This is a genomic window from Wenzhouxiangella psychrophila (genome assembly GCF_042310375.1).
GTDB lineage: Bacteria > Pseudomonadota > Gammaproteobacteria > Xanthomonadales > Wenzhouxiangellaceae > Wenzhouxiangella.
This window is the reverse complement of record NZ_JBHJMQ010000004.1, coordinates 143,261-159,441: the sequence shown is the minus strand read 5'-3', so window position 1 is coordinate 159,441 and position 16,181 is coordinate 143,261. Positions and strand designations below refer to the sequence as shown.

The 16,181-nt window shown below is 64.5% G+C and carries 18 protein-coding genes; 10 read left to right on the top strand and 8 right to left on the bottom strand.

What is annotated here, in order from left to right; translation table 11 throughout:
* Positions 1 to 12: 12 nt before the first annotated feature.
* The 6 genes from greB to ACDC66_RS07335 all read left to right on the top strand — a co-directional run bounded on the left by greB (position 13) and on the right by ACDC66_RS07335 (position 4,103).
* A complete protein-coding gene (greB, locus tag ACDC66_RS07360) occupies positions 13 to 483 on the top strand; it encodes a transcription elongation factor GreB (protein ID WP_376696048.1) in 471 nt (156 codons plus the stop codon).
* Positions 484 to 635: 152 nt separating this feature from the next.
* Positions 636 to 1,115 carry an Hsp20 family protein gene (locus ACDC66_RS07355; RefSeq protein WP_376696047.1) on the top strand — a complete coding sequence of 160 codons (480 nt, stop codon included), beginning with the start codon at positions 636 to 638 and terminating at the stop codon, positions 1,113 to 1,115.
* A gap of 76 nt (positions 1,116 to 1,191) precedes the next feature.
* Positions 1,192 to 1,956 (top strand): lysophospholipid acyltransferase family protein, encoded by a 765-nt coding sequence (locus ACDC66_RS07350; RefSeq protein ID WP_376696046.1) that lies wholly within the window; start codon positions 1,192 to 1,194, stop codon positions 1,954 to 1,956.
* Entirely contained in the window at positions 1,956 to 2,645 is a 690-nt protein-coding gene (locus tag ACDC66_RS07345) for a rhomboid family intramembrane serine protease (RefSeq protein WP_376696045.1), read from the top strand. The genes ACDC66_RS07350 and ACDC66_RS07345 overlap by 1 nt, the downstream gene beginning before the upstream one ends.
* 19 nt (positions 2,646 to 2,664) lie before the next feature.
* On the top strand, positions 2,665 to 3,234 hold the full coding sequence (locus ACDC66_RS07340; protein WP_376696044.1) for an SRPBCC family protein: 570 nt from the start codon (positions 2,665 to 2,667) through the stop codon (positions 3,232 to 3,234).
* A complete protein-coding gene (locus ACDC66_RS07335; protein ID WP_376696043.1) occupies positions 3,231 to 4,103 on the top strand; it encodes a DUF2520 domain-containing protein in 873 nt (290 codons plus the stop codon). Before ACDC66_RS07340 ends, ACDC66_RS07335 begins: the two co-directional genes overlap by 4 nt.
* On the opposite strand, the gene aat is transcribed toward ACDC66_RS07335, so the two are convergent.
* From aat to trxB, 3 genes are read right to left on the bottom strand one after another with little or no spacing between them, the layout of a single operon-like run.
* Positions 4,090 to 4,815: a leucyl/phenylalanyl-tRNA--protein transferase gene (gene aat / locus ACDC66_RS07330; protein WP_376696042.1), complete on the bottom strand. Its 726-nt coding sequence runs from the start codon at positions 4,813 to 4,815 to the stop codon at positions 4,090 to 4,092. The genes ACDC66_RS07335 and aat overlap by 14 nt on opposite strands.
* Positions 4,815 to 5,951: a GNAT family N-acetyltransferase gene (locus ACDC66_RS07325; protein WP_376696041.1), complete on the bottom strand. Its 1,137-nt coding sequence runs from the start codon at positions 5,949 to 5,951 to the stop codon at positions 4,815 to 4,817. Before ACDC66_RS07325 ends, aat begins: the two co-directional genes overlap by 1 nt.
* Positions 5,932 to 6,888, bottom strand: a complete 957-nt coding sequence (gene trxB / locus ACDC66_RS07320) for a thioredoxin-disulfide reductase (protein WP_376696040.1) — start codon at positions 6,886 to 6,888, stop codon at positions 5,932 to 5,934. Before trxB ends, ACDC66_RS07325 begins: the two co-directional genes overlap by 20 nt.
* Before the next feature lie 129 nt (positions 6,889 to 7,017).
* Between trxB and ald the strand changes: the two genes are divergently transcribed.
* The 3 genes from ald (at position 7,018) to lolA (ending at position 11,094) form a co-directional block, all read left to right on the top strand.
* On the top strand, positions 7,018 to 8,079 hold the full coding sequence (gene ald, locus ACDC66_RS07315; RefSeq protein ID WP_376696039.1) for an alanine dehydrogenase: 1,062 nt from the start codon (positions 7,018 to 7,020) through the stop codon (positions 8,077 to 8,079).
* A gap of 38 nt (positions 8,080 to 8,117) precedes the next feature.
* The gene (locus tag ACDC66_RS07310; protein ID WP_376696038.1) at positions 8,118 to 10,424 is read left to right on the top strand and encodes a DNA translocase FtsK; all 2,307 of its coding nucleotides are present in this window, start codon (positions 8,118 to 8,120) and stop codon (positions 10,422 to 10,424) included.
* Between the two features lie 67 nt (positions 10,425 to 10,491).
* Positions 10,492 to 11,094 carry an outer membrane lipoprotein chaperone LolA gene (lolA, locus tag ACDC66_RS07305; RefSeq protein WP_376696037.1) on the top strand — a complete coding sequence of 201 codons (603 nt, stop codon included), beginning with the start codon at positions 10,492 to 10,494 and terminating at the stop codon, positions 11,092 to 11,094.
* Positions 11,095 to 11,100: 6 nt separating this feature from the next.
* Here lolA and ACDC66_RS07300 read toward each other — a convergent pair whose 3' ends face one another.
* From ACDC66_RS07300 to gluQRS, 5 genes are read right to left on the bottom strand one after another with little or no spacing between them, the layout of a single operon-like run.
* Complete coding sequence (locus tag ACDC66_RS07300) at positions 11,101 to 11,610, bottom strand: DUF4124 domain-containing protein (RefSeq protein WP_376696036.1); 510 nt, start codon at positions 11,608 to 11,610, stop codon at positions 11,101 to 11,103.
* 42 nt (positions 11,611 to 11,652) lie between these two features.
* Positions 11,653 to 11,916 (bottom strand): exodeoxyribonuclease VII small subunit, encoded by a 264-nt coding sequence (locus ACDC66_RS07295; protein ID WP_376696035.1) that lies wholly within the window; start codon positions 11,914 to 11,916, stop codon positions 11,653 to 11,655.
* A complete protein-coding gene (gene tilS / locus ACDC66_RS07290; protein ID WP_376696034.1) occupies positions 11,913 to 13,226 on the bottom strand; it encodes a tRNA lysidine(34) synthetase TilS in 1,314 nt (437 codons plus the stop codon). Before tilS ends, ACDC66_RS07295 begins: the two co-directional genes overlap by 4 nt.
* A 14-nt stretch (positions 13,227 to 13,240) precedes the next feature.
* Positions 13,241 to 14,200: an acetyl-CoA carboxylase carboxyltransferase subunit alpha gene (locus ACDC66_RS07285; RefSeq protein WP_376696033.1), complete on the bottom strand. Its 960-nt coding sequence runs from the start codon at positions 14,198 to 14,200 to the stop codon at positions 13,241 to 13,243.
* Positions 14,201 to 14,249: 49 nt separating this feature from the next.
* Entirely contained in the window at positions 14,250 to 15,149 is a 900-nt protein-coding gene (gene gluQRS, locus ACDC66_RS07280) for a tRNA glutamyl-Q(34) synthetase GluQRS (RefSeq protein WP_376696032.1), read from the bottom strand.
* A 71-nt stretch (positions 15,150 to 15,220) separates the two neighbouring features.
* On the opposite strand from gluQRS, the gene htpX reads away from it, so the two are divergent.
* Complete coding sequence (htpX, locus tag ACDC66_RS07275) at positions 15,221 to 16,105, top strand: protease HtpX (RefSeq protein WP_376696031.1); 885 nt, start codon at positions 15,221 to 15,223, stop codon at positions 16,103 to 16,105.
* Positions 16,106 to 16,181: the final 76 nt, after the last annotated feature.

Below are 16,181 nucleotides of genomic sequence, written 5' to 3'. Positions count from 1 at the left end.
GGTTCAATAGCCTTGCCACGCAGTCCCCACATCACGCCGGCCGGTCATCGCAAGCTGCAGGACGAGCTCAAGTACCTGTGGCAAAAAAAGCGCCCGGCGGTCACCCGCGCGCTATCGGCGGCGGCTGCCGAAGGCGACCGCTCGGAGAATGCCGAGTACATCTATCGCAAGAAGCAGCTGCGGGAAATCGATCGCCGGCTGCGCTACCTCCAGAAGCGCCTGGACGAGGTCCGCCCCGTACCACCGCGCGAGGACAATCCCGGCAAGGTGTTTTTTGCCGCCACAGTGACCCTGGCCGAAATCGACGGCAGCGAGGTGTGCTACCGCATCGTCGGCGCCGACGAAACCGATGCCGGGCAGGGCTGGATATCGGTCGACTCCCCGGTTGCCCGCGCATTGCTGGGCAAGGCCGTGGGGGAAGAGGTCAGCGTGCGCACACCCACCGGAGAGCGAGTACTCGAGGTGGTCGAGGTCGAATATTGAGACAGTACCGATAAACCACCGAAGACCTTGAAACCACCCCCACCGATACCTATCTCATTACCGGGATCGCCGAAAGGGATCTCGTCGAGCCCGGCCTGATACAGGCGGGCATCAACTGAAAACACCGATTGCTTCTCAAGGAGGATACGGTTATGAATACATTCGATCTTTCACCCCTGTACCGCACGGCCATCGGCTTTGATCGCCTGGCCGACATGTTGTCCAACGCGCAGCGCGTCGACAGCAACGGCTATCCGCCCTACAACATCGAGTCTCTGGGCGAGGATCGCTATCGCATCACCATGGCGGTGGCGGGCTTCGGCCGGGACGAACTCGACATCGTTTCCGAGCAGAATACGCTGACGGTCTCCGGCAGCAAGTCCGATTCCGCCGAAGACGAAGGCGACGATCGTGAGTTTCTCTATCGCGGCATCGCCAATCGTTCGTTCGAACGGCGCTTCCAGCTCGCCGATCACGTCAAGGTGGCCGGTGCCGACCTGGAGAACGGCCTGCTGCACATCGAACTCCAGCGCGAACTGCCCGAGCGCATGAAGCCGCGCAAGATCGAGATCGGCAGCGGCGATGCTCGTGTGATCGAGAGCGGCGAAAAGCAGTCCGCCGAGGCGGCCTGAGCCGAATCTCGATAGTCGTGACCGACACGGACAGGGGCGTCTTCGGACGCCCCTTTTTTGTGTAGCATAAACGGCCATGACCCCATCCCGATCAACCGCCCAGCTGGCCTGGCTCAGCCTCTACCCCGTTTATCAGTGGCTCGTCTATGTGCCGCTGGCGGTTCTGACCACGCTGGTGAGCGCTTTGCTCGCCGTGCCGCTCGCGCTGCTGGTTTCCCCGCGCGTGGCCAATCTCTATGTGGCCGTGCCGTGGGGAAAGATCCTGGCCTGGCTGGTGCCGGTGCGCGTGGAGGTCGAAGGTCTCGATCGGATCGATCCGGAACAAAGCTATGTGGTGGTTGCCAATCACCAGAGCCAGTTCGACATTCCCGTGATTTATGGCTGGATCGGGCTGGATCTGCGCTGGGTGGCCAAGGCGGAGCTCAGCCGGATTCCCTTCGTGGCGGCCGGATGCCGAGCGATCGGCCATATCTTCATCGACCGGGCGAACCCCGACCAGTCCAGAACGGCCATCAACCGGGCCGTCGGGCGCCTGAAACCCGGCACGGGGCTGATGTTCTTCGCCGAGGGCACACGCAGCCGGACGGGCGAGTTGATGCCGTTCAAGAAGGGCGCCTTCCGCGTGGCCGTCGACCAGCAACTGCCGATCCTGCCGGTGACGGTCGTCGATACGCGCGAAATCCTGCCGGCAAAGAGCCTCCGCATTCGTCCGGGTCGGGTCAGGATGATCATCCATCCACCCCTGGAGACGACGGGCCTGGGTCCCGGAAAAACCGGGGAGCTATGCCGTCGATGTCACGCTACCGTGGCCCGCGCATTGCCACAAGGTAGTGCTTCCTGATGCATCTGCACCGGCCGGATCCCGACTACACCGGATCGGAGCGCGCGCGCCGCAACTTCTGGCTGGCCATGCGCCTGACCGCCGGTTTCATCACCGTGATGTGGGCGGTTTTTCTGTTCGACCTCCTGTCCGGCCTGGATCTGGCCCGCTTCGGGCTGCGTCCACGTGACGGCGTGGGGCTGCTCGGCCTGGTCACGACGCCGCTGCTGCACGCGCACGTGGGGCATATCGCATCCAATACGGTTCCGTTGTTCATTGGCGGAGTCGCCATCCTTTTTCTCTACCCGAACTCTGCCCTCAAGGCCCTGCCGGTGATGTACGTCGGAAGCGCGGCCGTGGCCTGGGTGTTCGCGAGGCCGAACCTGCATATCGGCGCCAGCGGCCTGGTCTATGCCATGCTGGCCTTTGTCTTCGTCTCCGGCATACTCAAGCGCGATTTGCGCTCGGTCGGCGTTTCGCTCCTGGTCTGGTTCCTCTACGGCTCCATGGTCTGGGGCGTGTTGCCGGTCAACAGCTCGAGCAGCTGGGAACTGCACGCCAGCGGGGCGATCATTGGCGTCATTCTCGCCTTCGTTTTCCGGGAGCAGGATCTTCCGCCGGTCAAGCGCTACGACTGGGAATGGGAGGAGGATTTTCCGGACGAACTCGATGACGACGGCGACCGTCGTCCCGGCGATCCCTGGCCCTGATCAAGCGGAGTTTTTAGTCATGATCAGAAAATTGTTCGGAATTCTCCTGGCGACGGTTGTCGCCGTAATTGTCGTGGGCTTCATGCTGCCGGCAAGCGTGACCATCGAGCGCAGCCGCGTAATGGATCATTCCCGCGAGGTGGCCTTCGAGGTTCTGGGCGACTTCCGGCACTTCCCGCAATGGGCCCCCTGGCTTGCTCGCCAGCCCGAGATGAGCTGGCGACTGGAGGGGCCTTCGCAGGGCGTGGGCGCTGCGCTGGTCTGGAAGGAAACGCCCGAAGCCGAGCAAAGCCGCCTGTGGGTCGTGGCGGTCGACGAGCCCCGTCGAATCGATATGAAAATGGAGCTAGGCGGCAACGAGGCCGACAGCTGGTTCGGGGTGACCGAGGGGCAAGGCGGCGTCGAGGTGACCTGGGGGATGCGGATCGAGTTCGGCGCACTCGATCTCGTGGGGCGCTACGTCGGACTGATGTTGCCGGGCCTGGTGGGAAGCGACTACCGCGAAGGCCTCGAGCAATTCGACGAATACCTGTCGCGCTCGCCGGGTCGCGTGCCCGAACTGCCCGAAGATACGGGCACCGGGGAATGACGCGGGCGCCGCAACTGCATGTACTTGGCTGTGGTCGCGCAGCCCGGGCCGTGGCCCGACGCCTGATCGAAACGGAAATGGTCGGGCCGGGCCTGGTGGTCAACCGCAGCCTGGAGAGCGCCCGGGCGGCCGTCGAGTTCATTGGCGCCGGGGAAGCCGTTGAGCAATTCGACGAGCGTATTGCCGGGGGCTGGTTGATGCTGGGGCTCCCCGACGGTGCGCTGAGTGAGATATCCGGTGAACTGGTTCGGTATCTTCCGGCCCGGCCGGGGCTGGCCTTTCATCTTTCGGGTTCGATCGAGGCGGCGGTGCTGCGAACCATCGGTGCGCCCGCCGCGGCCGTGCATCCCGTTCGCGCTTTTTCCGATCCGGAATCGGCGGCTGCATGCTTCGACGAAACCTGGTGCGTGGCCGAGGGTGACGACCAGGCATTGAAACGCCTCCAGCCGGTTTTCGAGGCCGCCGGTGGACGATGGCTGCGCTTTGCCGCCGGCGACAAAGCCGCCTGGCACGCGGCGACGGTGGCGGCCAGCAACTTCCTGGTCACGGCCCATGACCTGGCGCGGCAGCTCGCCGATCGGGCCGGCTTGCCCGAGGCGCAAGCCGTCGAGGTGCTTTGTGACCTGCAGCAGGGCACGCTCGAGAGTCTGCGCAAGCGCTCCCCGCAGCAGGTCCTGACCGGGCCGATCGAGCGCGGTGATGAGCGTGCCTGCCGGCGCCTCACGTCGGCCGCCGACGGACTGGATGGCGAGCGTGCCCGGCTTTTCAGGGAACTGGCGCGCGCGACCCTGGCCCTGGCGCGAGATAAACGCGGGCCTCGCGATTCCGACGAATCACTTCAGCGCCATTTTTCGACTACCAGCGACTGAGTTCCACGCTGTCGATCGCAGCTGCCCACTCGCCGACGGCAGCCGGTTCGGAGACGCCGCGGGCGAGGGCGGCCTGGAACAACTCCCCGGATAGCATGCGCACCCCCAGGCGCTCCAGATGGGGGTTCCAGAGCTGGCAGTCGCACAGGAGGAAATCCCACTCCGACAGGGCGCGCATGAGCACCGCAAGCGCGATCTTGGAAGCGTCACGCCGCCGGTGGAACTTGGATTCCGCGAAGAATACGCGCCCGATGGCGACACCGTAGAGCCCGCCGATGAGCGCACCTTCCTCGTCCCTGATCTCGATACTGTGGGCATGATCCATCGCGTGTAGCCGGGCGTAGGCGGCGCGCATCTGAGGCGTGATCCAGGTGCCGTCCTGGTCTTGCCTCGGCGCCGCGCAGGCGGCGATGACTTCGTCGAAAGCGCGGTCGGCGCTGACGCGGAAGCGTCCCTGCCTCAGTGTTCTTCTCAGGCGCCGCGGGAGATGCATGGCCTCTGGCAGCATGACGGCGCGGGGTTCCGGTGACCACCACAGGATCGGCCCCGGCGACTCGTACCAGGGAAAAAAGCCCTGCCGGTAGGCATTGAGCAGCCGGGTGGGGTGCAGGTCGCCACCCCAGGCCAGCAGTCCGTCCTCGCGTGGATTGGCCAGCGGATCGGGGAAGGGGCTGTCGGGCGAATCACCCAGTTGGGGAACGGGCGCTTGCATCACTTGAACGGATCAAGATGGCTGAGCTGCTCGCGGCGACGATTGAGCAAATCGGCTTCCGCCTCGAGCCAGCGGCGAATGCCTTCGCGCAGGCCGGGATGGTGGATGTAGTGGAACGAGCGGGTTTTGCGCGGCAGGAAGCCGCGGCGAATCTTATGTTCGCCCTGGGCGCCCGGTTCGAACCACTCCAGGCCCTCGGCAATGCAGTAATCGATGCCCTGGTAGTAGCAGGCTTCGAAATGCACGTCGCGCGTCTCGACCAGGCTGCCCCAGTAGCGGCCGTAAAGGCGTGTCTCGTCCCGCCAGTACACGGCGCAGGCAAGATCCTCGCCGCCGTGCTCGGCGATGCAGACGAGGAACTGCTCGCCGAAGCGCGAAGCGGCCAGGCGGAAGAATTCGCGATTGAGCGAGGGCAGGTTGCCGTAGAGGGCGAAAGTCGTCTGGTAGCAGCGATCGACGAGTTCGAACTCGGCTTCGTTGAGCGCGGTTCCGTCTCGCCAGCGAAAGCGCCAGCCCTCGGCATGGACCCGCTTGCGCTCGGCGCGGATGTTCTTGCGCGGCTTGCGGCGCAGCCGGGAGAGAAAATCGTCGAAGTCGCGGTAGCCGTCGTTGCGCCAGTGATACTGCCAGTCGAAGCGCTCCAGCCAGCCGGCCTCACGGAGAATGGTGGTATCGGCCTGATTGCAGAAATTGACCCCGGCCGACCACAGGCCCAGTTCTTCGACCACCGCTTCCATCTGCTCGACGAGGTGAAGGCCGGTCTGCGGGTGATCTTCGGCGCCGAGCAAACGCGGGCCGGTCACTGGATTGAAAGGGGCGGCGACCAACAACTTGGGATACCACGCCATGCCGGCCTGGTGCGATGCATGGGCCCAGGCGAAGTCGAAGACGAACTCGCCGTGGGAATGCTCCTTCAGCCAGGCGGGGGCAGCGCCGGCCAGGACGCCGTTCTCGGACTCGGTCAGGGCGAAGGGGTGCCAGCCCGTCGAGCCGCCGACACAGCCGGCGTCCTCGGCGCTGGCAAGAAACCGCCAGTCGACGAAGGGCCCGGTGGCGCACAGGCCGTTCCAGGCCGCTTCGTCGAAATCCGAAAACGGCCTTTCCAGTTCGATCGGGTCAGTCCTGTTGCTCGTCAAGATAGCGTTCGGCATCCAGCGCGGCCATGCAGCCGAATCCGGCGGAAGTGACCGCCTGACGGTAGATGTGATCGGCTACGTCGCCGGCGGCAAACACACCCGGAACCGAGGTAGCCGTGGCCATGCCGTCCTGGCCGGTTCGGATGTGAATGTAACCGTTGGTCATGTCGAGCTGTTCGTTAAAGATTTTGGTGTTGGGATCATGGCCGATGGCGATGAAGACGCCGTCGAGGTGGATATCTTCGGTGTCGCCGCTTTGCACGTGCTTGATGCGCATACCGGTGACCCCGTCGTCATCGCCCAGCACTTCGTCCAGGACGTGGTTCCAGCGGAACTCGACCTTGCCTTCGGCTTCCTTCTGGAATAGCCGGTCCTGCAGGATCTTCTCTGCGCGCAACTCCTCGCGGCGGTGGACCAGGGTCACCTTGCTGGCGATATTGGCCAGGTAGAGGGCCTCTTCGACGGCCGTGTTGCCGCCGCCGATCACGGCGACCGGCTTGTCGCGATAGAAAAAACCATCGCAGGTCGCACAGGCAGACACACCGCGTCCCTTGAAGGCCTCCTCGGAGGGCAGGCCCAGGTAGCGGGCCGAGGCGCCGGTGGCGATGATCAGCGCATCGCAGGTGTAGACGCCGCTGTCGCCCTCGAGCCGATACGGCTTGTTCGACAGGTCGGCGGTATGGATATGGTCGAACACGATGTCGGTGTCGAAGGCCTCGGCGTGGGCCCCCATCTGCTGCATCAGTTCCGGCCCCTGCAGGTCGGGGTAGCTGCCGGGCCAGTTTTCCACGTCCGTTGTGGTCGTGAGCTGGCCGCCCTGTTCGATGCCGGTGATCACCGCCGGCTTCAAGTTGGCGCGGGCAGCATAGATGGCCGCGGTGTAGCCGGCAGGGCCGGATCCGAGAATCAGCAGTCGGAAATGTCGGGGGTCGGGCATGTATAATTTCTCCGTTTCAGGGCCGGGCGGTTCAAGGGCACAGACTTGTGGTCGCCGGCCCCTTAATCCAAGGCGGGCCGGTCTTCGATCGGCTCTTTATATTCTTGCAGTTTTTAAGGAGCTTGAAGGATGCGAATCGGAATTCCCCGCGAGATCAAGACGCTGGAAGGGCGCGTGGCCCTGGTGCCGGCGGCCTGCGGTGACCTGGTCCAGGCCGGGCACGAGGTCTTCATCGAGGCCGGAGCAGGCGACAAGAGCGGATTTTCCGACGAGGATTTCCAGCAGGTCGGGGTGGGCGTATTGCCGGACGCCGAGGCGCTGTACGGCAAGGCGGAGCTGGTGGTCAAGGTCAAGGAGCCGATCGAGGGCGATCTCGACCACCTGCGTGCCGACCATCTGCTGTTTTGCTATCTGCATCTGGCGGCCGAACCGAAGCTGACCGATCGCCTGCTCGACATCGGCTTGACCGGCGTGGCCTTCGAAACGGTCGAGGAAGGCGACGGCTCGCTGCCTTTGCTTGCACCGATGAGCAATATCGCCGGGCGCATCGGGGTGCAGGTGGGTACGCACCTGCTGCACCAGCCCGAAGGCGGTCGCGGTGTACTGCTGGGCGGGCTTCCCGCTGCCGACCGCGGCCATGTGGTCGTGCTCGGCGCCGGTGCGGCCGGCGGCAACTCGGCTCGCCTGGCGGCATCTTCCGGTGCCCGCGTGACGGTCTTCGACAAGCGCCAGGACCGCCTCGCCGAGATGATGGCCATCGGCCCCAACGTGACCGCGCTGTACCCTTATGGCGACACCGTGGGCGAATTCGTCTCCAAGGCCGACCTGGTCATCGGTGCGGTGCTGGTCACCGGCGCGCGTGCGCCGCACGTCATTTCGCGCGAGATGATCTCTTCCATGAACGAAGGCGCGGTCGTCGTCGATATTTCCGTAGACCAGGGCGGCTGCGTGGAGACCACGCGCCCGACCACCTACGCCGATCCCACCTACCAGGTCGACGGCGTGACGCACTTCGCCGTCACCAACATGCCGGGGGCGGTACCGCGCACTTCCAGCCAGGCACTGTCGGCGGCGATCCTGCCCTACGTGCAGCACATGGCGCGGCCGGACTGGGAAGGTATCGAGGCGCTGTCGCGGGGTGTGAACGTCCGTGACGGCGAACTTGTACACCCCGCCCTGAAGCAAGCATAATCAGGTAATTACAGAGCTAAATTAATGCAGGGCAGCAAGTGAGCCAGCGCGCGAAAAAGAGCGAAAAAGTCGATGAATCCGCACTGGCCATGAAACGGCGCATTTCCGAGGCGCTGTTCCTGCTGATTCTCGTTGCTGCCGTCTACCTGTTGTTGTGCCTGATCAGTCACGATCCGTCGGATCCCGGCTGGTCGCGCGCCGCCAGCGATTCCGAGATCGATAATCTTGGCGGTGCCTTCGGTGCCTGGCTTGCCGATCTATTCCTGGTGCTGTTCGGCTACATGGCCTATGCCGCACCGTTGCTGATCGGCTTCGCCGGGTTCCGGGTGCTCAGCGAGCGCGGCGAACCGGCCGGGCTGGCCGAGTGGTCGGTGCGTACCGCGGGCTTGATGCTGGCGGTCCTGACCGGCTGCATGCTGCTGTCGATGCAGGCTCTGGAAAACGGAATTCATCCGGGCGGCGGCGTCATCGGTGACGTTTTGTCCGCACCCATGGTCGACACGATGGGCCTGACCGGCGGTGTGCTGATCAGCCTGAGTATCTTCCTGGGCGGTATCACGCTGTTCACCGGGCTTTCGTGGATCGATTTCGTCGACCGCACCGGCCGTTTCGCGATGACGGCGTTTGCCTGGTCGGTGAACAAGGCCGCCCAGGGCCGCGACTGGTTCGCCGGCCGGCGGGCGCGGGCCGAGCGCGACGAAGTCCGCAAGCGCGATTCGATCAAGCGAAAGTCGCGCAAGGAAGTGCGGATCGAACCCCGCGTCGAACCGGAGATCAGCAAGCCGGCGGAGAAGAAGGCCCGGCAGCAGCCGCTGTTCAAGAATCTTTCGCCCGGCGAGTTGCCGCCGCTGGAGCTGCTCGATGAAGCGCCGGCCAAGCGGGCAGGGTATTCAGAAGAAGCACTCAAGGCCATGAGCCGCCAGGTCGAGCTCAAGCTGGCCGATTTCGGCGTGGAAGTGGAAGTCGTAGCGGTACATCCCGGGCCCGTTATCACCCGCTTCGAACTGCAGCCGGCGCCGGGGGTCAAGGGCGCCCAGGTTTCCAATCTTTCAAAGGACCTGGCGCGTGGCCTGAGCGTGATTTCCGTGCGCGTGGTCGATGTCATCCCGGGCAAGAGCGTTATCGGGCTGGAGATTCCCAACCAGAATCGCGAGATCGTCTACCTGCGCGAGATCCTGTCTTCCGATGCCTACGTGCGCTCGAGCTCGCCGCTGACCCTGGGAATGGGGAAGAGCATCGCCGGCAAGCCGACGGTTGCCGACCTGGCGCGCATGCCGCACCTGCTGGTGGCCGGCACCACCGGCTCGGGCAAGTCGGTGGCGATCAATGCCATGATCCTGAGCCTGCTCTACAAGGCCACCCCGGACCAGGTGCGCCTGATCATGATCGACCCGAAGATGCTGGAGCTATCGGTCTACGAGGGTATCCAGCACCTGCTCACGCCGGTCGTGACCGACATGAAGGACGCCGCCAATGCATTACGCTGGTGCGTGGCCGAGATGGAGCGCCGCTACAAGTTGATGGCTTCGATGGGGGTGCGCAATCTGGCCGGCTATAACCGCAAGATCAAGGAAGCTGCCGACAAGGGCAAGCCGATTCCCGATCCCCTGGTCGATCCGTCGGAAGTGCCCGAGGGCGAAGACAAACCGGTCCTGGAGATGCTTCCCTACATCGTCGTCGTGGTCGACGAATTCGCCGACATGATGATGATCGTCGGCAAGAAAATCGAGCAGCTCATTGCCCGGCTGGCGCAGAAGGCGCGTGCCTCGGGCATTCACCTGATCCTGGCCACGCAGCGGCCTTCGGTGGATGTCATCACCGGCCTGATCAAGGCCAATATCCCCACGCGGATGGCCTTCCAGGTATCTTCCCGCGTGGATTCGCGCACGATCCTGGATCAGCAGGGCGCTGAACAGCTGCTCGGCCACGGCGACATGCTCTACCTGCCGCCAGGTTCCGGGTTGCCCGACCGCATTCACGGCGCTTTCGTCGACGATCACGAGGTGCACGCCGTCGTGGAGTCGCTCAAGCAACAGGGCGCTCCCGATTACCTCGACGAGGTGCTGTCGGAAACCCAGACCATGGCGAATGGCCAGCAGATTGGTGCAACCGGCCTTCCCGAGGGTGGCAGCGGTGATTCCGAGGACGAGTTGTACGACAAGGCAGTCGCCTACGTCCTGGAAAGCCGCCGGGCCTCGATCTCCAGCGTCCAGCGGCAGCTGCGTATCGGCTACAACCGGGCCGCCCGCCTGATCGAGGACATGGAAGCCCAGGGCGTGGTCAGCCCGCCGGAGCACAATGGCCAGCGTGAAGTGCTGGCGCCCAAGCCACCGCCGCGCGACTGAGTCAGCGCCGGTTCAGCGTGGTCGAAGCACACTCGTACTCCAGACGCTGCGAAGGAGAACCCACAATATGATCATGGACTGGCTGGCCGCCCTGCTGCTCGCGGTTTCCACATCCGGTGCGCCGCAGGACGGACGTGCCCAGCTCGACGCTTTTGCCGAGGATCTCGAGACCCTTTCGGGGCGCTTCGAGCAAGTGACCGTCGATGCCGATGGCAGGGTAACGGAAGAATCATCCGGTGAGCTTTACTATTCCCGGCCCGATCGCTTCCGCTGGAGCTATGCGGAGCCTTTCCCGCAGGAAATCGTTGCCGACGGCGAGCAGCTCTGGCACTACGACGTGTCGCTCGAGCAGGTCACCGTTCGCGAACAGCCCGGTGCCGCGGAATCCCCCTTGCTGGTCCTGACCCGGCCCGAACTGCTCGATCGCTTCTACCGGGTCACGGACTCGGGCAGCGAGGTGATCGAGTTCGAACCGCTCGAGGACGCAACCGATATCGTTCAGGGAAGACTCTACTTCCGCGACGGGCTGCCGCGGCAACTCGAACTGGAGGACGATTTCGGGCAACTCACGCGCCTGCGCCTGTTCGAGCTCGAACGCAATCCGGAAATCAGCTCCGAAGTCTTCGAATTCTCGGTGCCGGACGGCGTCGACGTACTCGAAGGCTACTGAGGCGCCTCAACGATCCCGCTGGTCGCGGCCTCGGTCCCGGCGTTCGAATGCCGCTGAATTCGGCCGGGTTCCGAGAATCGGGCCGTTGAGGGGAGAATAGCGGTCGTTCCCGGGGTTGCCGGGCCGGGTATCCACATGGTCTCGTCGGCCGCGATTGCCGACATTCCGGCCATCGACAGGCGCCAGCGCCGGCCAGGGGACATAGACGGTCTCCGCGCGCCCCTCGAAAGGCTGTGGCGGGAAAGCAGCCTCGGACGAAGGGCGCGGAAGACTGCGGTTCGCGATTCGCTCCCGTCGTTCCCGGATGAAGGCCTGCGCAGCCTCGCCGATGGCCGGCAGGCTCTCGTCGGGCACCACGAAACTGATGCCCTTGCCGCCTGCGTGGAGCGTCTGGTTCGAGCCGCAGGGGCGGTCGGAAAAGGCGATAACGCCGTCCGTTTCGCATCGGTAGACTTCTGCGGCGACGGGTAGCGCGAGCAGAACGCAGACGGCTGAAATCATGATCCGGTGTTGCATGGCTGGCCTCCGAAACCGCGTTCCGCAAGGTGAAATCGAGGCTCACTCTCCAGGACGGTCGAACGCCTGCGCCGAGTCCTCGTCTTCCGGGCGGGTCAGGATTTCGACCGACTGGCGGGCCTGGTCGAGCATTTCGTGGCAATGCTTGGACAGCTCGATGCCGCGTTTGAACCGATCGAGTGATTCGGCCAGGCTCAGTTCACCCGACTCGAGCGCTTCAACCAGGCCTTCCAGCTCCTCCAGCGACGCCTCGAAATCAGGCTTTTTGTCGGTCTGACTCTTTGTGCTTGTCTGTTCCTTGCTCATGATCCTGATTCTAACTCAGCCGCCGTAATTGGGCGCGACCCCGGTGTCCACTGCAGGGACTGGTTGCGGCGGTGCATCAGGCGGTCGAATTCGGCCGTGCGCCATCGCGCACCAAGACCGACAAGCTCGCCATCCAGCCATAAGCGTGGATACTGGCGCCGCTGCCATGGCGGCACCCCGGCGTCCGCCAGCAGGCGTTTGCAGGGGCGCTGGTGAGCATCGCCGGCCGGTTTCAGCGACTCGCCATCCTGTCCGGAGCGAATCTCCAGGCACAGCGGCGGACCGGACGGACCGAGCAGTTCCAACAGGCCGAGACCGTCGGGCAGGCGAAGCGGCTCGCAGCCGTCCCACGGAAGGCCCCATTCGAACGGCGGCGCCAGACCGGACTCGAGCCAGATCGCGCCGGCCCAGTGGCGGAGCACATGCTCGCCCCAGCGCAACTCCGGGCAGCGATCGGATTCAGCAGTCGAGAGTTGCTCCAGGAACGAATCGAGACGCCGCCCGGGCGGTGGTTGGAGACCGTTGCGAATACACCAAGCGCGAATTGCGGCACCACGGTAGTAGTCCCCGTTATCGGCGAGTCGGTCGAGGTCGAGTCGTCCGCTCGTTGCGCCAGCCTGATCCAGGTCCAGCGCGACCTTTTTCGCTATAAAGTCGGCTGCACCGCCACACAGGCGGGCGGAACGCCGCAGTGCGGCATCCAGGCCCGGCCAGCGTTGACGAAGGGCGGGTAGTACTTCATGGCGCAGGTGGTTGCGATCGAAATCGAGACAATCGTTGGCCGGGTCCCTGATGCAATCGAGTTCATGACGCTCGAGCCAGTTTTCGATATCTCGTCGTTCCCAGTCGAGCAGGGGACGGGCCAGCCAGCCAGGGCCGAAGCGGCGCACGGCAGGAATGCCCGCCAGTCCATCTGGGCCGGCACCCCTGACCAGGCGCAGGAGAACGGTTTCGGCCTGGTCGTCGGCATGGTGCGCGGTCACCAGCACGTCCCCGGATTCGATCAGTTCTTCGAAAGCCCGGTACCGGGCGTCGCGAGCTGCCGCTTCGGGGCCGTGGCCGCGCTCTACTGCAATTTGCACGATGCTGCACTCGACGCCCAGGCTCGCGGCGATCTGTGCCGCCTTGACCGCGCGATCTCGGCTTCCAGGATCAAGCCCGTGGTCGACGTGAACGCATACGAGCTCACGCCCCGGATCGCAATCGGCAAGCTGGTGCAGCAGGCAGACCGAATCCGGACCGCCGCTGAAAGCCACCACCACGCGGGCCTGGCCGGGCAGGTCCTGGAGTACAACGCGATCGGCCGGCATGGCCGCGGGAGGCGCTATTGCCGCTCGAACGCCCCGTGCGCCATCAGCCGCTGGTAGCGTTCGGAGAGCAGGGTTTCGGCAGGCTGGCTGGCAAGATAGTCGATCTGCGCGACGATGGTTTCGCGAATTCGAACCGCGACCTCGTGAGGCGAGCGGTGCGCGCCGCCAGCCGGTTCCTTGATGACCTTGTCGATGAGCTTGAGCTTCCTGAGCTTGCTGGCCGTCACGCTCATGGCCTCGGCCGCCACCGGTGCCTTGTCGGCGCTCTTCCACAGGATCGAAGCGCAGCCCTCGGGCGAGATGACCGAGTAGATGCTGTACTGCAGCATGCTGGTGCGATCGCCCACCCCGATGGCCAGGGCCCCTCCGGAGCCGCCTTCTCCGATGACGAAGCACACGATCGGAACGGGCAGGCGCGACATCACGGCCAGATTGCGGGCAATAGCCTCGGACTGGCCGCGTTCTTCCGCACCCACGCCGGGGTAGGCGCCCGGCGTGTCGATGAAGGTGACGATAGGCATTCCGAAGCGGGCCGCCATCTCCATGAGGCGCTGGGCCTTGCGGTAGCCTTCCGGGCGCGGCATGCCGAAGTTGCGATAGACCTTTTCGCGGGTGTCGCGACCCTTCTGGTGGCCGATCAGCATCACGCTGAGCCCATCGAGCATGGCCGGGCCGCCGACGATGGCGTGGTCGTCGGCGAAGTGTCGGTCGCCGTGCAATTCCTCGAAGCGGTCGAAGACCATCGGCACGTAGTCGAGCGTGTAAGGACGCTGCGGATGACGAGCCAGTTGCGAGATCTGCCAGTCGCTCAATTCCGAAAAGATCGTTTCCGTGCGATCCCGGCACTTCTGTTCGAGGCGCTGGATCTCCTCTTCGAGGTTCATCGAGACGCCCGAACCGACGTTTCTCAGCTCGCGGATCTTGGCCTCGAGCTCGGCGATGGGCTGTTCGAAATCAAGGTAGTTGGGATTCATTCAGTCGTTGTTACTGGCCGCTGGTTAATGAGTGAGTATAACGTTCCCGTTACGAGGGATGAACCCCGACGGCGATGGGACCCTTCGGGATCCTGCCGATTTCGAAATGCGCGAGGGCCCAGTCCAGCTGCGCCTCAAGCGACCCGGTGCCGGCAGGCGGTTCGTGACCGAGGGCTCGCAGAGCAAGGCGCAATGCCTCACCGTGTGGAAAAGCAACGACGGGATCGTCGTCGTCGGACTTGCTCAGCTTGCGGCCGTTTTCGTCGGTGACGATCGGCAGATGCAGCCATCCGGGCGGCTCCAGGCCGAGACGACGATAGACGAGAAGTTGTCGTGGCGTCGAATCGAGCAGGTCGGCGCCACGCACCACCTCCGTGATGCCGGCAGCAGCGTCGTCGACGACCACGGCCAACTGGTAGGCAATCAGCCCGTCACCGCGTCGGATGATGAAATCGCCGCCGATGCGGCCGGGGTGATCGCAGTATTCGCCCTGGACGGCATCGGCGAAGCACTCGACTTCGGCATCATCGGTGCGCAGGCGCACGCTGCGCGGTTTGCGACCCGGCGGAAGCCCGTGTCGGCAGGTGCCGGGATAGATACCATCGGGCGGCAGGTCACGCCGGCTGCAGCCGCACCAGTATGCCGAGCCGTCGGACAGCAGTTGTTCCAGGGCCTTTTCGTGCAGCTGTGCCGATCGGCTCTGGTAGCTGACCGGTGCGTCCGGATTCAGGCCGAAGGCGGCCAGGGTGGCGATCTGCTCGTCGGCCGCACCCCGCACCTCGCGCGGCGGGTCGATGTCCTCGATCCGAACCAGCCATCGCCCGCCCAGGCTGCGAGCGCGCAGATAACTGCCTACGGCCGCCACCAGGGAACCGAAGTGGAGCGCGCCGGTGGGCGAGGGGGCAAAGCGGCCAACGTAGGCCGCGGGAAACTTGTCGTAAGCGCTCACGGGCAGACTTGGAAAGGTGGAGGCATGCCGCCATTTTACCGGTCAGCTATCCGCATTCCGAGAGAACCGTCATGCGCAGAATCGTTTTGTTCCTGGCCACAAACCTTGCCGTGCTGGTCGTGCTCGGTACGGTCATGAGCCTGCTCGAGCCCTGGCTTGTCCGGCAGGGCATCAACGTTAATAGCACCTTCATCCTGGTCATTGCCGTGGTTTTCGGTATGGGCGGCGCAATCGTTTCGCTGCTGATGTCGAAAAAGATCGCGCTGATGAGCACGCGCGCTCACGTCATCGACAAGCCGCGCAACGGCACCGAGCAGTGGCTGATCGATACGGTCGCGAAACAGGCGAAAGCAGCGGGCATCGGTATGCCGGACGTTGCCGTCTACGAAGCGGCGGAACCCAACGCTTTCGCCACAGGTGCTTCGCGCAACAATTCACTCGTCGCCGTCAGCAGCGGCTTGCTCCAGCACATGCGCCAGAACGAAGTTGAAGCAGTCCTCGCCCACGAGGTCAGCCACGTGGCCAACGGCGACATGGTGACCATGACCCTGCTACAGGGCGTGCTCAACACCCTGGTGCTGCTGCTTTCGCGCGTGCTCGGACAAATCATCGACCGCGCGGTCTTTCGCAGCGAGCGCGGCTACGGCCCCGGTTATTTCCTGGTCGTGATCGTGCTGCAGATCGTGCTCGGCATCCTGGCCAGCATGATCACCATGGCTTTCTCGCGCTGGCGCGAGTTCCGGGCCGATGCCGGCGGAGCCAGCCTGGCCGGCCGCCAGAACATGATCGCGGCGCTGAAACGCCTCGGCCAGGTCCACGGTGCGGCCCAGTTGCCGGAGTCCGTGGAAGCATTCGGAATCCGCGGACGCGTCGGCGGCGGGTTAAAACGCCTGTTGATGAGTCACCCGCCGCTGGAAGAACGCATCCGGGCATTATCCGAGGGTGCGCGTTCATAGATTGTTGCTACCGCCCGCAGTGCGGGCTTCGACACTTCAAAAGCTGTTTCGCCCGGCTTGCTTCGCAAGCTCTTTC

Bases quoted from the DNA above. Each gene is read 5' to 3' on its own strand.
- ald (WP_376696039.1), top strand. From the start codon at position 7,018: ATGCGAATCGGAATTCCCCGCGAGATCAAGACGCTGGAAGGGCGCGTG.
- ACDC66_RS07345 (WP_376696045.1), top strand. From the start codon at position 1,956: ATGCATCTGCACCGGCCGGATCCCGACTACACCGGATCGGAGCGCGCG.
- tilS (WP_376696034.1), bottom strand. From the start codon at position 13,226: ATGCCGGCCGATCGCGTTGTACTCCAGGACCTGCCCGGCCAGGCCCGC.
- trxB (WP_376696040.1), bottom strand. From the start codon at position 6,888: ATGCCCGACCCCCGACATTTCCGACTGCTGATTCTCGGATCCGGCCCT.
- aat (WP_376696042.1), bottom strand. From the start codon at position 4,815: ATGCAAGCGCCCGTTCCCCAACTGGGTGATTCGCCCGACAGCCCCTTC.
- ACDC66_RS07340 (WP_376696044.1), top strand. From the start codon at position 2,665: ATGATCAGAAAATTGTTCGGAATTCTCCTGGCGACGGTTGTCGCCGTA.
- lolA (WP_376696037.1), top strand. From the start codon at position 10,492: ATGATCATGGACTGGCTGGCCGCCCTGCTGCTCGCGGTTTCCACATCC.
- ACDC66_RS07350 (WP_376696046.1), top strand. From the start codon at position 1,192: ATGACCCCATCCCGATCAACCGCCCAGCTGGCCTGGCTCAGCCTCTAC.
- ACDC66_RS07295 (WP_376696035.1), bottom strand. From the start codon at position 11,916: ATGAGCAAGGAACAGACAAGCACAAAGAGTCAGACCGACAAAAAGCCT.
- ACDC66_RS07355 (WP_376696047.1), top strand. From the start codon at position 636: ATGAATACATTCGATCTTTCACCCCTGTACCGCACGGCCATCGGCTTT.
- ACDC66_RS07300 (WP_376696036.1), bottom strand. From the start codon at position 11,610: ATGCAACACCGGATCATGATTTCAGCCGTCTGCGTTCTGCTCGCGCTA.
- ACDC66_RS07285 (WP_376696033.1), bottom strand. From the start codon at position 14,200: ATGAATCCCAACTACCTTGATTTCGAACAGCCCATCGCCGAGCTCGAG.
- htpX (WP_376696031.1), top strand. From the start codon at position 15,221: ATGCGCAGAATCGTTTTGTTCCTGGCCACAAACCTTGCCGTGCTGGTC.
- ACDC66_RS07335 (WP_376696043.1), top strand. From the start codon at position 3,231: ATGACGCGGGCGCCGCAACTGCATGTACTTGGCTGTGGTCGCGCAGCC.